The organism is Trueperella bonasi (assembly GCF_030811535.1).
In the GTDB taxonomy this organism is placed as follows: domain Bacteria; phylum Actinomycetota; class Actinomycetes; order Actinomycetales; family Actinomycetaceae; genus Trueperella; species Trueperella bonasi.
On record NZ_JAUSQX010000001.1, the window covers coordinates 1263833 to 1278000 of the forward strand.

The following is a 14168-nucleotide window of genomic DNA, read 5'->3' on the forward strand; positions in this document are numbered from 1 at the left end:
GAATCTCAATGTCTGAAGGCATTAAGGTCAAAGACCTCAACATTTACTACGGCGACTTCCTCGCGGTAGAAAACGTGTCGGTTGAAATTCCGCCACGTTCTATTACAGCCCTCATCGGCCCCTCCGGTTGCGGCAAGTCAACGTTTTTGCGCACACTGAACCGCATGCACGAGGTAATTCCTGGTGCGCGAGTTGAGGGAAGCGTGATGGTTGACGGGCAAAACATCTATGACCCGGGCGTTGATCCGGTGCAGGTTCGCCAGCACGTGGGCATGGTGTTCCAGCGTGCGAATCCGTTCCCAACGATGTCGATTGCCGACAACGTGCTGGCGGGTTTGCGGCTTAACAATCGCAAGCTTGGTAAGTCTGAGGCGCAGGATATCGTCGAAGAGTCGCTGCGCGGCGCGAACCTGTGGGAAGAAGTGAAGGGGCGGCTCGAAAAGCCTGGCTCTTCGCTATCTGGTGGTCAGCAGCAGCGGCTGTGTATTGCGCGCGCGATTGCTGTGAAGCCCGAAGTGCTCCTGATGGATGAACCGTGTTCGGCGCTCGATCCGATTTCTACCCTCGCAATCGAAGATCTCATGCAGAAACTGCAAAAGGACTACACGATTGTGATCGTGACGCACAACATGCAGCAGGCTGCGCGAGTTTCGCAAAAGACCGGCTTCTTCAATATTGAAGGAACCGGCAAACCTGGGCATCTGGTTGAGTATGACGATACCGACAAGATCTTCTCCAACCCGGCACACCAAGAAACAGAAGATTACGTTTCTGGCCGTTTTGGTTAAACCAAGCGTTCCAGCGACTTTCGGGTAGTCGGGTGGAACGTACAGGCGGGGCGCTCATCTCCTCTTGAGCGCCCCGCCTTTTAATGCGTGCTTTTCCGGAGGGCTAACGAAGAGCTGCAAAAGCTGAAAAGTGGTAGCTACGTAAGCTGGCTGAGTAGCAGCGCGAGTACGGAGGCGATCATGCCGGAGGCCAGTGGCGTAATAAGCCAAGCGCCCACAATGCTCCCAGCAGTGTTCCATCGCACCGCAGAGCGCCGGGTGGCTGCACCGACTCCCACCACTGAAGCTACAACCGTGTGTGTGGTAGAAATCGGTGCAGCAAACACGAAGGCAGTGGTGTATAAAATGCCCGCCGAAACCGTTTCGGCCGCAAAACCTTGCGCCGGATTGAGGGGATAAATCTTGGTGCCCACAGTTTTAATGATTCGCCAACCGCCAGCGTAGGTGCCGGCAGAAATAGCTGCCGCCGCTGAGAGTTTTACCCAAAGTGGTATCGAAGTATCGTCATGGTATCCGCCCGCAACAAGCGCGATCACGATCACGCCCATGATTTTTTGGGTATCTTGCAAACCGTGGCCAAGAGCCACCGCTGCCGCCGAAATCGTTTGCGCAGCCTGAAAACGCCGCATTGCCTGCTTGCGTGGGGCGTTGTGGAATACTTTTGCAATCGCCTTCATCAGCAACAACGCCAGCACGAAACCGGCCGCAGGTGCGATAAACATCGGCACAATCACTAGCGCACCAATCACATCCCAGTGCACGGTAAACGCAGCTGCAAGCCCAGCGCCCGCCAGCCCACCAATAAGCGCATGCGAGGACGATGAGGGTAGGCCAAACCACCACGTCACCACGTTCCAACACATCGCCCCAAGGAGGGCCGCAAGAACGACGACGATCCCGGTAACGCCGTCGTCGGCGCTCACCTCCACTATTCTCGAGCCGATGGTGACCGCAATTCCCGTACCAAGAAGCGCTCCCACGAAGTTCATTGCCGCAGTCATCATCAGCGCGATGCGCGGGGCGAGTGCGCGCGTGGCCACAGACGTCGCTATTGCGCCGGAGGCGTCATGAAAGCCGTTGGTGTAACCGAAAATCAGGGCGACGGCGACGGTGATGATAACGAGCGCCACGTCCACCTAGTCAGGACTCCTTCAAACTGAGCAGTTCGATTGCGGCTGCCAGTTCCTCGAAAGTATCAACTGCGATCTCGAAAGAATCCAACGTGATTTTACCGGCCAATAACTCTTTCGGCGTGAAATCGGAGTTGAATAGTTCAATCGTGAGATCCCTGTGTAGGGAGTCGGCCCGGTTTTCAAGATTGTTTATCTCAAGCCACGTAGTGCGAATCGAGGAGTCGATTTTTCTAAGCTTGCCGACGGCAATCACCGCGTATTCGGCGCATTGCACGATAATGTCTGCCATTTGGTGGATCTTAGGTGGAAGCTTACCAATACGATAAAGGACGAGATTGTCGCCAGCTTCGTCAATAGCGTCAACACAATTGTCGATAGCGTTCGAAAGATGAATCAGATCTCCACAGTCATAGGGGAGGACGAATCGCGAGCCAACTTCTTGGAGAACGTTGTGCAAGGCGGTGTCCGCATCATTTTCGATACTGTGCAAACTAGCGTTGAGGTCTTTGCGCGATGGCGAATTTGCTCGGACCATTTCGGCGAGCACATTAGCTGCCAGCACTAGATGAGATGCTTGCGCGTTAAGTAACTCCTGCACATTGTGTTGACCGCTGAACCGGCTGAAGAATCTAGACAAGGGGCTTGTGCCTCCATGGACCTATCGTCAATCTGTTACGCCGATGCTTGAATCCTTTGCGCTTCTCAAGCCCTATGACCGGCGTAAACATATGTCAACGAGTAGATTACGGCAGGGTTAACAAGATTGCCAATGCTGAGATCAAAATAACCGACAAAGCACGCTTCAGCTGATCATATGCCGGCCTGTTCTCCGTTCGCGCGAGCGATGTGGGAAACTTGGCTTCGCTAAGCCTGCGGGCAACTAGGACGTAAACATTTCCGAAGGGCGATCACATGGAACAGATTCAGCAATGGCTTGACTCGGCCACCGGCCCGCTTACGGGCTTTCTAGGGGGAATCAGCGACTGGCTATACACCTGGATCATGCTCGCGGTGCTCACCGGAACCGGCATCTACCTCACCTTCCGGTCAAAAGGTTTGCAGTTGCGCCACTTTGGGACCATGACTAGGTACATTGTGCAATCTCGCAAGGGCTCGCGAGGGGGAATTTCCTCTTTTCAAGCATTTGCCATCGGCATGGCGACCAGGATTGGAATCGGTAACATCACGGGCGTCGCACTCGCCATGATCCTCGGTGGTCCCGGCGCACTATTTTGGATGTGGGTTGTGGCAACGTTTGGAATGGCGACGGCGTTCGCAGAGGCCACACTCGCTCAAATCTTTAAGAAACGCCACCCGGACGGCACGTTTCGCGGCGGTCCGGCAACCTATATTTTGCGCGGACTGAAATCTCGGCCTCTGGCAGTTGCATTCGCGGTGGCCATGGTCTTTTCAATGACTGTCGCAATGCCCATGGTGCAGTCCAACGCCATCGCCGGCGTTTTGGCTAACTCGCACGGAGTTGAGCCATGGGTAACCGGGCTCGTCGTGGCTGTCCTGACCGGCGTCGTCGTGGTGGGCGGGGTGCGCGGCGTTGCGCGGGCAACCGAAGTGATCTCACCCGTCATGGCGATCGCTTATCTGATCACTGCGCTCGCCGTGATTGTGCTCAACATAGGCGCACTTCCGGGATTCTTCGCAGACGTCTTCATGTCCGCATTCGGGCTACGTGAAGCGCTTGCGGGTACGGCTGGCGGCATTATCGCGGCTCTGGTGAATGGTATGCGCCGCGGACTGTTTTCCAACGAGGCGGGAATGGGTACGAATCCGAATGCAGCGGCAACTGCTACCGTTTCCCACCCGGTACAGCAGGGGCTTATTCAGTCGTTTGGAGTATTCCTCGACACCATGCTGGTGTGTACTGCAACCGGCTTCATCATTATGACATCGGGCGTGCTCGACCTGTCCACGGTTACTCCTGACGATTCGGGTGTGCTCACCACCGTCGGGGTCATTGACACGCTTGGTGGTTGGATGGCCTGGCCCATGTCAATCATGATCTTCTTCTTCGGATTCTCATCGATTCTGGGTGCGTATGCATACGGCGAAGCAAATCTCGTGTTCCTCAACGCGAGCCGGACAGTCCACATGGCAGCTCGGGTATTGCAGGTAGTTTTCTCCTTTGTGGGCGCAGTGCTGGCTTTGACGTTCGTATGGACACTCATGGATCTTGCGATGTTCGTTATTACCATTCTCAACCTCGTTGGGGTTCTTTCCCTATCCGGCTGGGTGCTAGCGGCACTGAAGGATTACGAGCGGCAAATTGCCGCGATCAAAGGTGAGGGTTACGTGGAAGTGATCGGAAGCGACGGCGCCGTGCGACGCTACGTGACACCCGTCTTTGTGCCTGATAGTGCTGGCCTGCCCGGTGATCTTGGAGGAGACGCGTGGACTGAAGCTGCTGCGTCGGGGCAGTTGGCTGATCCGAGCTGAATTTATAAGGGAAGGGCCGCATCCGAAGATGCGGCCCGAAAGCTTAGGACACCGAACCCGAGAGCGCCTGTCGGCGCGAAGGCCGCTCGTAGCGGCAAATTTTTGGAGCCCGGGGCTTTCGCGATCCGGTGTCTTGGCACTTAGCCTAGCCTACAAAAAATTGCGTGTCACCCTTTCGCAAAGCACATTTTCCACCGCGAAGCTGAGCCGTTGCACGCCTTCCAAAGACACGTTAATAACGCCACAACCTCTCAAAAGATTGGTAAAGTTCTACTACCGGACTACGGGGATATACACTGTTATCTATGACTCCGTCCACGCAGGGGCCTGAATCCGATCGCGGCCAATCCTTGATTGACCTACTTTTTGACCGCGAGACCCCTGCCCGGCCCTCAGCCGGCATGCGCCCACCACTAGTTTGGGCGTCAATGGGCGCTTTTTTCGCGGCCATCCTCGCACTTGGCGTTAGCTTTGGATCACTGACCTCAGCTTTTGCGGCAGTGGCGATCGGCGTCGTAATAATCCCGGGCTGGCCCGTCCTTCTCGGGTTAACGAACCGCGCAGTTTCCCGAGTAATCATGCTGATCACCCTCGCGGCCGCCGTGCCAGCCGCATATTTCGGTACAGTCACGACGACGATGGGTGTTGCGACCGGCGCGATTTTGTTGAGCTTCGTTGGCGAAATGTTTCGGCGCGACGGCCGGATCCACCTGGTCGAGCACGTTTCGGCATCTGCGGGCGGTGCGATGATGATGGTCTCGGTGTCGTTTTGGGTGCACGTCGGCGGTGCCCACGTTGGCCTCGAGCAGATGAGGTCGAACCCGGGAGTCGTCGTCGGCTTAACTTTCGCGATTTGCATAGCTGTGGCAGCCTTGATTCACGGCTTTGATTCAGATCGGGCTAACTGGCTCGGCATAGTTAACGCAACGCTCGTGGGCGGCGTGTCAAGCTATCTATTTGGATACCCCCTGTGGATAGGACTGCTTTTCGGATTGTGTGTGGGAATGGTCTACGCCGTCATTTGGAGAGGTCTACAGCCTTTCAAACGCCCGCTCACGTGGGTGCAGGGAATCACGAAATCCCTGTTACCCCATTGTTCGCTTGGCGTGATTGGCTACGTGTTCACCGCCGTTCTGCTCTAACCTAGTGGCATGGCAATCCGACTTCCTGAAAATCTTGCACCAGAGAACTATCCGCTCGGTTGGCTGATCGACACCTGGCACGGGGGCGGCATTCTTGAGTATGACAACATCGAACCTGCTGCCTACCTTCACGAATTAACGATCGACGCCGTCGATGCCGGCCCGTTTGTTCGGTTCGTGTCACGCGTGTGGCTTGCCAATGAGTCGGCGGGAGCGGTCGATAAGGAAGCCCCTGGTCAAGTCACCTACGATTCGCTCACCAAGGAACGTTTGTGGCAGACAGAAACGGGCTACTTGCGGGTGAACCCCGAGGCGCAGGCGCGCGAGGATGGCGCTGTCGAGCTCGAAGCCACAGTCGCATCGCCAACCGGCACGTCACAGCTGTGGGTCGGTCTCATTTCCGGCCCGCGTATGCACATGGTTACAGATACGATCATCCGTTCGGGGGCGGCAGCAGATCTGCAGGCCGCCAAATTCGTGGGCGGCAATGTCGCCTCGGATTTCTTTTACGCCTACGACATGGAAGCCTTCGGATACGAAATGCGCAGCTATCTAGCTGGCCGGCTTTCGCGTCAGTTCGACGACGACGTCGACGCGCCGGCAGCGAACAGCAGTTAAATCAAAAAATAAGGAGACGACATGGGCAACGGTAAGCATTGGGGAGCTGACTTTTACGGCGGTAAGGAGGCCGAGGGCTCCGACGTGAAAGCTGCGAAGGCGGCTGGCGAACAGTCTGCTGATCAGCTGGAAGAAGTGGCAGAGCAAGCGATTGAGTCCGAAGCTGAAAACCCACACGAGCCGTCCCACTGGGGGATTGGCGTGTATGGGAACAAAGATCAGCAAAGTAACGAGGAGAAGCAGGACCAGTGAAAGTTTCGCGTTCTCTTCCGGGCGCAGTAATGGACGAGGATCTTGGCGTTCCGGCCCATTACTCGAATCAGTTCGCCGAGGAAAATCAGCTTGCATCGGGCAAGGCGTTTACTGACCTGTCCTTCTTGGAAGTCGTCACTGTTTCGGGAGCCGATCGCGCTACGTGGCTCCACAATCTGACAACCCGGGACTTCTTGGCGCTCGCGGCAGGGCAGTCATCCGAGATGATGCTGCTAGGTCCGAACGGTCACGTCGAATCCGCAGCGGCCGTGATTGACGACGGCGAACGCGCCTGGTTCATTCTTGACAAAGGGCAGGCGCAGCCCTTTGTTGAGTTTCTGGATTCGATGATGTTCCGAATGCGAGTGAAGATCGAACGGCCGGAATTCGACGTCGTCGGCGTGATGGTTCCCGAAGCTGAACTGTCTGACCAGGCGCGAGCCCTCGCCTCCGTGATATGGGAAGATCCCTGGCCACGAACGCTGCCCGGCGGAGCGCATTACGGGATAGCCGACGCCGACCATCCGGCGAAGAACTCGAGCCGAACCCTGCTCGTCGTCGGCAAAGATGAACCCATCGTTGAAACGCTGATTGCAGCGGGGATGGTTCCTGCGGGTGTCACTGCGTGGGAAGCAAAGCGGATCACGGACTGGCGCCCGCGCCCGAACTTGGAGGCCGCCGCGCAGGTGTTGCCACACGAACTGGACTGGTTGCGAACTGCCGTCCACCTGGACAAGGGCTGTTACCGCGGGCAGGAGACCGTGGCCAAGCTCGTCAATCTGGGTAAGCCGCCGCGCAGACTCACCTATCTGTATTTGGAAGGGCCGGAGGGTGATTTGCCGGCGCCCGGTGACGACGTGATGCTCGGTGAGCGAGTGGTGGGTCAACTGACGTCGGTTGCTCGTGACGCCGAAGAAGGTCCGGTCGCGCTCGCCCTTTTGCGGCGCAACACCGCCGACGACGCCCAGCTGACAGTGGGTGGATTTCAGGCCGCACAAGAGCCGATCGTGGCGCGCGAGGGGAAGTCCTCGGCGTCGCCGCAGGAGCGGCCCGGGCAGGGGTTACGTCGGGGCAACCGGGGTGGCGGCCCGGGAAGTACCGATGGGGGTGCAGGTGGCTTTGGCAGTGCTCGCGGTGGGCTGGGAAGCCGTTAGAGAGCAACGTCGGGTTGGAGGCTAATTCGTTGTTAAGCTTGGTGGTTTTCAGAATTTTGCCGCTCGCGTTAACCGGTCTGTTTGTGTGGGGATTTTTCGATGCGTTAGCGCGCCCGGAACGCCAGTTTGGGCTGGCGGGAAGGTCGAAGAATTTCTGGTTAGCAGTGCTTGGCGGGGGCGGAGTACTTTATTTTCTCGTGCGAGTTTTGAGATTTTGGTTCCCGCTGGCTGGGCTGGTGAGTCTTGGTTTCTTGATAGCGGCAGTTTTTTATTTGGGGCCGGAAAGGCAGCGGATGGGGCCGCGGTGGCATGGGCGCGAGTCACGTGATTCGGGAGGTGGATGGTAATGCGTAGCGTTATTCAGCGCGTGAAACGTGCGAAGGTGATGGTGGGCGACCGCGTGACCGGTGAGATCGGCGCCGGGTTGTGCGTGCTGGTGGGTGTGACGCACGGTGATGGAGCGGCCGACGTCGAAAAAATGGCGCGGAAAATAGCACAACTGAAACTTTTACGTGGGCCGGATGGTTCCGACGACGCCGGGGCGCGGGTTTGCGCGGAAGAATCGGGTTCGCCGGTGTTGCTGGTTTCGCAGTTCACTCTTTACGCGGACGTGCGCAAGGGGCGAAAGCCGAGTTGGTCGAATGCGGCCGGGGCGGACGTGGCCGAGCCGATATTCAATGAGCTTGTGTTGGCTGTGCGGAACTATGGTGTTCCCGTTGAGACCGGTGAATTTGGTGCGATGATGGATGTGGAGCTCGTGAACGATGGCCCGTTCACGGTCCTGTTCGAAACCTGAGGTTACGAATCCGGGAGCAAAGTTCGTGCTCTGTTCAATGTTGCTTGAGTGCGAACAAGCCCGAGTAATGGGCATTTTCGGCAAATCTTACTATGATGGTTCTGACAGCAAATGCACTTTATCGCGTCAAAGAGGACGCGGATTGGAATTGGCATGAGTATACAAACGGGTAAAGTGGCCACAACTCGATTATCAAATGGGCAAGTACTGTCCTACGCCTTAGGCGATGTGGCAAATAACCTCACCTTCATGATGACCTCGATGTTCCTCGTGGTTTACATGACCGATATCGCCGGAGTGAGCGCGGGCGTTGCCGGCGCGATTTACGGCGTCACCAAGATCTGGGCGGGTGTCACCGATTTGACAGCCGGCCAAACCGTGGACCGCTTCGACACCCGATGGGGGCGTTTGCGGCCGTGGATCCTATTCGGTTCGGCGCCGCTCGCGATTATGTTCGTGGCGCTGTTCTCCGTGCCGTCGGGATTGAACGCGACTATGGCGATCGTCTGGATTCTCCTCTTCGACGCCGCTTACCAGCTGATGTACTCGTTTGTGAACATCCCGTACGGCTCACTTTCAGCAGCTCTCACCCAGGATCCGGTCGATCGTTCTCGCCTATCGGGTGCTCGTTCGATTACGTCGTCGCTTTCTTCTGTTCTTCTCGCGTTCGTCGTGGCTCCCCAGTTCCAAGACACGACGGCGGATAACATCCGGCTCAAGTTCACACTGACCACGCTGGCGCTCGGTGTGGTAGCCGTGATCTTGTACCTGATCTGTTTCAAGAACACCAAGGAAGTTGTAGAACGGCCGCAGGCGAAGGTGACGCTTAAGGGCACTTTGAGGACTGTTGCTCAGAATCGCCCGTTGCTGATCTTGTGTCTGGGTGCATTCTTCCTGCTGGCAGGCATGTTTACCATGTCGGCAGTAGCGATGTTCTATGCCCGTGAAGTGCTTGGCAATGCGGGGTGGTTTGCATTCTTGCAACTGGCTCAGACTTTGGGCGGAATCATTATGGCCTCGCTTGTGCCTACCGTGACCGTGCGGCTTGGTAAGCGACTCGGGTATGTCAGTGCGGGCGTTGTGACCATCATTGCTTTCCTTCTGATTTTCTTTGCTCCGGCCGGTTCTTTGCCCGTGGCTCTTCTTGCTTGGTTCCTCTACGGAATCGGTATTGGCGGTACGAATGCTCTCATGTTTTCGATGCAGGCCGACACCGTGGATTATGGTGAGTGGAAGACGGGCAATCGCTCCGAGGGCGGTTCTTACTCGATCCTTTCGTTCATCCGTAAGGTTGGTCAGGGCGTTGGTGGCTGGGCCGGCGCCGCGCTGATTGGCGCGTTTGGCTACAATGCTGAAATTGCCACTCAAAGCGATCAGGCCATTCAAGGTATACGAATTGCCACCGGAGGCCTGCCGGCGGCTCTCACGTTCCTCGCAATCCTCGTCATGTTGCGCTACCCGCTCGGTTTGGAAGAGCATACGAAGATTGTCCGTGAGCTCAATGAACGTCGCACCCAGAAGGCCGTGACTGATATGACGGGCGTTGGCAGAGATGACGTTAAGGTCGCGACCGTTGGCGATGGCCGGACAACCCGCTTGCGCAAGAAGGGCGAGCCCGCACCGCCGATCGTGACGGTCTTTGGGTTGTCAGGAGCTGGTGCATCCGCGATTGGGCCGATGCTTGCGCGCAAGCTTGGGGTTCCGTACATCGGCCAGAGATTCTCTTCGGAGGAATTGGCGCTTGTGGACAAGGAAACGCTCGTTTCCGACTCCGCATTCGATCGCTGGCTACGCACCGTGGATTATTCGGGAACTCAGGATGCCACGATGGCGATGGCGTACGACGAGGCGCAGAATTTCCATGTGGCCTCGGAGAATACGCGGACGGTTCTTTCTGAAGTTGAACATGGTGGCGTTGTTCTCGGGCGTAACGGTGCATTCGTGCTTCACCACGCCGTTGGAGCAATCCACGTGCGCCTCATTGCGCCGAAGGCAAAGCGGATTGAGCGCGTTATGCATCGCACCGGTTTGAACATGAGCGATGCGACTGCGCAGCTCGAAGCTGAAGACCGGATGAGGGCCGAAATGTCCCGCCATCTGTATCAGTGGGATCCGAACAACGATAACTACTACGACCTCGTGATCAACACCGGTTCGATTACCTACGAGCAGGTCGTTGAGACGATCGTAGATATGTATCGTTCGAAGTATCCGCTCAATGAACCTGATCCGACGGTTGACACCGGCGAGATTCCACTCCCGCCGTACGCCAAGCCCGATGCCCGCGAAGGCTCGGAGGAGGACGTGCTGAAGTAGAGCGCTCCCGACTGTGAATGCCCGGCCCAGCTAGCTAGTTAGCGGGGCCGGGCATTCCCGTGTGCCTGAGTTCCCGCTCGCGTTTGGATGAGCTGCCCCACCTTTCCATGTGGATCTTTCCCCAACGGAGCGAAGCTCCTACGCTGTCCACATTTTCCACGTTCGTAGAAACGCGGAAGCTGCCGTCGCCGTAGGCTCAGCCAACATATAACTGTTAAAGCTGGAGGCGAGGACGTGGGTGGTGCAAATATGCAACGAGTGCAAGTAGAGGTAACTCCAATTGTCGAACACGATAACTTTCTTGAATCTTGATGCGCCCAACGAGAGAAGGCTTTCTTAACAGTGCGAAGTCAATCGGCGCGGTTTGGCGAGACGCGCGAATTATCGCGAATCCGGCTATGCGAAACGGGAAATCTTTCGGCGAGTCGATGGCTGATGACATGCGTCGACAACGCGAGTTAAGGCAGGTAGAGATCGAAACCTTTCGCCTGGAATGGAAGGGCGTAGTTGCCGGTGGTGCTTTCGTACACTGGTTGATGAAGATGCGCATTTACGGCCTCCCCTATTGATTGTCCACTGCACCTGCGAGGGTTTTTGCCTAATTGCGAGGGCTTTTACCCCTCGCATGTGGATAGGACCCCTCGCCGACGGGGCCGAGACGGGGCAGGAATGGGCAGGGAGGGGATAGGGATGCGGCGGGCGGAAGTCACGCCAGCGGCGAAACGGCGAATAAACGCGGCGTGCCGATCGCTAAGGTTATTGAGGAATCGTACAGGTGCGCGCACAGGCGCCTTAGCGAAAAATATTTCAGAGGAGTCCAACATTGTTTGAACGGTTTACAGATCGCGCGAGGCGGGTCATTGTGCTCGCCCAAGAATCTGCGCGAAACCTCAAGCACAACTACCTTGGCACAGAGCACATTTTGCTTGGCCTGATTAAGGAAGGCGAAGGTGTCGCTGCGAAGGCGCTCGAGTCACTCAACGTCACATACGACGCCGTTCAAGAGCAGGTCATTGAGATCATCGGCGAGGGGCAAGAGCAACCCTCAGGCCACATTCCCTTCACGCCACGGGCGAAGAAGGTTCTCGAGTATGCAATGCGCGAGGGCTTGCAACTCGGCCACTCCTATATCGGCACGGAGCATTTGTTGCTCGGTCTATGCCGTGAACAGGACGGCGTGGCCGCCCAAGTTCTGGTGAAACTCGGGGCAGATTTGCCGCGCGTTCGCCAACAGGTCACACAGCTGCTGTCCGGATACCAGGGCAAGGAAGCTGTGGGAGTTGGCCCTGGTGGGCCGCGCGAAGGGCAAAAGGCCGGTTCGACGATCCTTGACCAATACGGGCGCAACCTCACGCAGGCCGCACGAGAAAACAAGCTAGATCCGGTGATCGGGCGGCACAATGAAACCCAGCGCGTCATGCAGGTGCTCTCCCGGCGCACCAAAAACAATCCCGTATTGATCGGTGAACCCGGTGTGGGTAAGACCGCCGTCGTCGAAGGTTTGTCACAGGCGATCGCGGCGGGTGACGTACCCGAAACCCTGAAGGACAAGCAGCTGTATTCGCTTGACATGGGCTCGCTTGTGGCAGGTTCGCGCTACCGTGGTGATTTCGAAGAGCGGATGAAGAAAATCCTCAAGGAGATCAACACGCGCGGCGACATTATTCTTTTCATCGACGAAGTCCACACGCTTGTCGGGGCGGGCGCCGCAGAGGGCGCGCTCGATGCAGCCTCGCTGCTCAAGCCCATGATGGCTCGCGGCGAGCTGCAGATTATCGGCGCCACGACGCTCGATGAGTACCGGAAGTACATTGAGAAGGACGCCGCCCTCGAGCGCCGCTTCCAACCGATTCAGGTTGATGAGCCAACGGTGAAGGAAACGATCGCGATCCTTGAAGGCTTGCGTGATCGTTATGAGGCTTTCCATCGCGTCACGATTACTGACGACGCGCTCGAATCGGCTGCAACTCTTGCGGATCGGTATATTAACGACCGTTTCCTGCCAGATAAAGCCATCGATTTGATCGATGAGGCCGGTGCACGGCTTGCGATTCAGAAGATGACGGCCCCACCAGAATTGCGCGAGCTTGATGAGCAGATCAACGAAGTTAAGCGTGCCAAAGAAGCTGCCATCGACGGGCAAGATTTTGAGAAAGCCGCTTCCTTGCGGGATAAGGAACAGCAGCTTACCGAGAAGCGCGCCGAACGTGAGAAGGCTTGGAAGGAAGGTGACCTCGACGTCGTTTCGGTGGTTGATGAAGACATCATTACAGAGGTCCTGTCGATGTCGACTGGCATTCCGGTCTTCAAGCTTACGGAAGCGGAATCCGAGAAGCTGTTGCGCATGGAAGACGAGCTACACAAGCGTGTGATCGGCCAGAACGAAGCCGTTACCGCGCTGTCGCAGGCAATTCGCCGTACTCGCGCCGGTTTGAAAGATCCGAATCGCCCGGGCGGCTCGTTCATCTTCGCCGGCCCGACAGGCGTCGGCAAAACCGAGCTCGCCAAGGCACTTGCCGAATTCCTGTTCGGCGACGAGGACGCGCTGATCACCCTCGACATGTCCGAGTACTCGGAGAAGCACACGGTCTCGCGGCTGTTTGGTGCGCCTCCGGGATACGTGGGCTACGAGGAGGGCGGTCAGCTCACGGAAAAGGTTCGCCGCAAGCCGTTCTCGGTGGTCCTGTTCGATGAGATTGAGAAGGCCCACCAGGATCTGTTTAACTCGTTGCTCCAGATTCTCGAAGAGGGGCGCCTGACTGATTCGCAGGGCCGCGTTGTCGATTTCAAGAACACGATCATCATTATGACCACGAATCTTGGAACTAAGGACATCGCCAAGGGCGTGCAGACCGGTTTCCAGTTTGACGCCGATACCCAGACTTCTTACGAACGGATGAAGGGGCGCGTGGGCGAGGAGCTGAAGAATCACTTCCGCCCGGAGTTCTTGAACCGAGTGGACGACATCATCGTTTTCCCGCAGCTCAACAAGGAGGAGATCTTGCAGATCGTGGATCTCATGATCGGCAAGCTTGGCGCGCGCCTGTGGGATCAGGGCATGTCGATTGTTTTGACCGACGATGCCAAGCAACTTCTGGCGGACCGCGGCTATGATCCGGTTCTGGGTGCTCGTCCGCTGCGCCGTGCGATTCAGCGCGACATTGAGGATACTCTCTCAGAGAAGCTCTTGTTTGGTGAGTTCCAGAAGGGCCAGACGATCGTCGTCGACGTCGATCAGGAAGCGGTGCCTAAGGCATTCACCTTTACGGGCCACGATTCGGATTACCAGTTGCCTGAGGGTGTGAAGCCCGCGCAGGAAACCGAGGAGATTAACGGTTTAGCGCAGCCCACGACGGTCGGACCGTCAGGCGGCGATAGTGACGGCACCCAGATGGCGAGCGAGCCTTCGCACGATGGTGGTGGCACGCGAACCGAGTAGAGCTGACGGAAGCTGTTTGGCGCTGCACATCAAAGAAGCTGCGAACAGTGCAAAAGGGGAGGGGCCAAAATGGACCCTC

The 14168-nt window shown here is 57.1% G+C and carries 12 protein-coding genes; 10 read left to right on the top strand and 2 right to left on the bottom strand.

The window, feature by feature from the left end; all coding sequences use genetic code 11:
- Positions 1 to 8 precede the first annotated feature (8 nt).
- On the top strand, positions 9 to 788 hold the full coding sequence (gene pstB, locus J2S70_RS05880) for a phosphate ABC transporter ATP-binding protein PstB (protein ID WP_307682804.1): 780 nt from the start codon (positions 9 to 11) through the stop codon (positions 786 to 788).
- 137 nt (positions 789 to 925) lie between these two features.
- Here the strand turns inward: pstB and J2S70_RS05885 are convergent, their stop codons facing one another.
- Together J2S70_RS05885 and J2S70_RS05890 are read right to left on the bottom strand one after the other, a co-directional pair.
- Positions 926 to 1924 (bottom strand): inorganic phosphate transporter, encoded by a 999-nt coding sequence (locus J2S70_RS05885; RefSeq protein WP_307682805.1) that lies wholly within the window; start codon positions 1922 to 1924, stop codon positions 926 to 928.
- 4 nt (positions 1925 to 1928) lie between these two features.
- Complete coding sequence (locus J2S70_RS05890; protein ID WP_307683380.1) at positions 1929 to 2519, bottom strand: DUF47 domain-containing protein; 591 nt, start codon at positions 2517 to 2519, stop codon at positions 1929 to 1931.
- A 314-nt stretch (positions 2520 to 2833) separates the two neighbouring features.
- On the opposite strand from J2S70_RS05890, the gene J2S70_RS05895 reads away from it, so the two are divergent.
- From J2S70_RS05895 to J2S70_RS05930, 9 genes are all read left to right on the top strand, one after another.
- On the top strand, positions 2834 to 4372 hold the full coding sequence (locus tag J2S70_RS05895) for an alanine/glycine:cation symporter family protein (protein ID WP_307682806.1): 1539 nt from the start codon (positions 2834 to 2836) through the stop codon (positions 4370 to 4372).
- A 305-nt stretch (positions 4373 to 4677) separates the two neighbouring features.
- Complete coding sequence (locus J2S70_RS05900) at positions 4678 to 5514, top strand: hypothetical protein (protein WP_307682807.1); 837 nt, start codon at positions 4678 to 4680, stop codon at positions 5512 to 5514.
- 9 nt (positions 5515 to 5523) lie between these two features.
- On the top strand, positions 5524 to 6132 hold the full coding sequence (locus J2S70_RS05905) for an FABP family protein (protein ID WP_307682808.1): 609 nt from the start codon (positions 5524 to 5526) through the stop codon (positions 6130 to 6132).
- A 21-nt stretch (positions 6133 to 6153) separates the two neighbouring features.
- Positions 6154 to 6384: a hypothetical protein gene (locus J2S70_RS05910; protein ID WP_307682809.1), complete on the top strand. Its 231-nt coding sequence runs from the start codon at positions 6154 to 6156 to the stop codon at positions 6382 to 6384.
- Complete coding sequence (gene ygfZ / locus J2S70_RS05915; RefSeq protein ID WP_307682810.1) at positions 6381 to 7538, top strand: CAF17-like 4Fe-4S cluster assembly/insertion protein YgfZ; 1158 nt, start codon at positions 6381 to 6383, stop codon at positions 7536 to 7538. Before J2S70_RS05910 ends, ygfZ begins: the two co-directional genes overlap by 4 nt.
- 41 nt (positions 7539 to 7579) lie before the next feature.
- Complete coding sequence (locus J2S70_RS08880) at positions 7580 to 7885, top strand: DUF2516 family protein (protein WP_407702659.1); 306 nt, start codon at positions 7580 to 7582, stop codon at positions 7883 to 7885.
- Positions 7885 to 8334: a D-aminoacyl-tRNA deacylase gene (dtd, locus tag J2S70_RS05920; RefSeq protein ID WP_307682811.1), complete on the top strand. Its 450-nt coding sequence runs from the start codon at positions 7885 to 7887 to the stop codon at positions 8332 to 8334. Before J2S70_RS08880 ends, dtd begins: the two co-directional genes overlap by 1 nt.
- Before the next feature lie 153 nt (positions 8335 to 8487).
- On the top strand, positions 8488 to 10650 hold the full coding sequence (locus J2S70_RS05925) for a cytidylate kinase family protein (RefSeq protein WP_307682812.1): 2163 nt from the start codon (positions 8488 to 8490) through the stop codon (positions 10648 to 10650).
- 823 nt (positions 10651 to 11473) lie between these two features.
- The gene (locus tag J2S70_RS05930) at positions 11474 to 14089 is read left to right on the top strand and encodes an ATP-dependent Clp protease ATP-binding subunit (RefSeq protein ID WP_307682813.1); all 2616 of its coding nucleotides are present in this window, start codon (positions 11474 to 11476) and stop codon (positions 14087 to 14089) included.
- The last annotated feature ends 79 nt before the right edge of the window (positions 14090 to 14168 follow it).

Excerpts from the sequence above, each read along its gene's own strand:
- pstB (WP_307682804.1), top strand. The coding sequence starts at position 9 with ATGTCTGAAGGCATTAAGGTCAAAGACCTCAACATTTACTACGGCGAC.
- J2S70_RS05895 (WP_307682806.1), top strand. The coding sequence starts at position 2,834 with ATGGAACAGATTCAGCAATGGCTTGACTCGGCCACCGGCCCGCTTACG.
- J2S70_RS05900 (WP_307682807.1), top strand. The coding sequence starts at position 4,678 with ATGACTCCGTCCACGCAGGGGCCTGAATCCGATCGCGGCCAATCCTTG.
- J2S70_RS05905 (WP_307682808.1), top strand. The coding sequence starts at position 5,524 with ATGGCAATCCGACTTCCTGAAAATCTTGCACCAGAGAACTATCCGCTC.
- J2S70_RS05910 (WP_307682809.1), top strand. The coding sequence starts at position 6,154 with ATGGGCAACGGTAAGCATTGGGGAGCTGACTTTTACGGCGGTAAGGAG.
- dtd (WP_307682811.1), top strand. The coding sequence starts at position 7,885 with ATGCGTAGCGTTATTCAGCGCGTGAAACGTGCGAAGGTGATGGTGGGC.
- J2S70_RS05925 (WP_307682812.1), top strand. The coding sequence starts at position 8,488 with ATGAGTATACAAACGGGTAAAGTGGCCACAACTCGATTATCAAATGGG.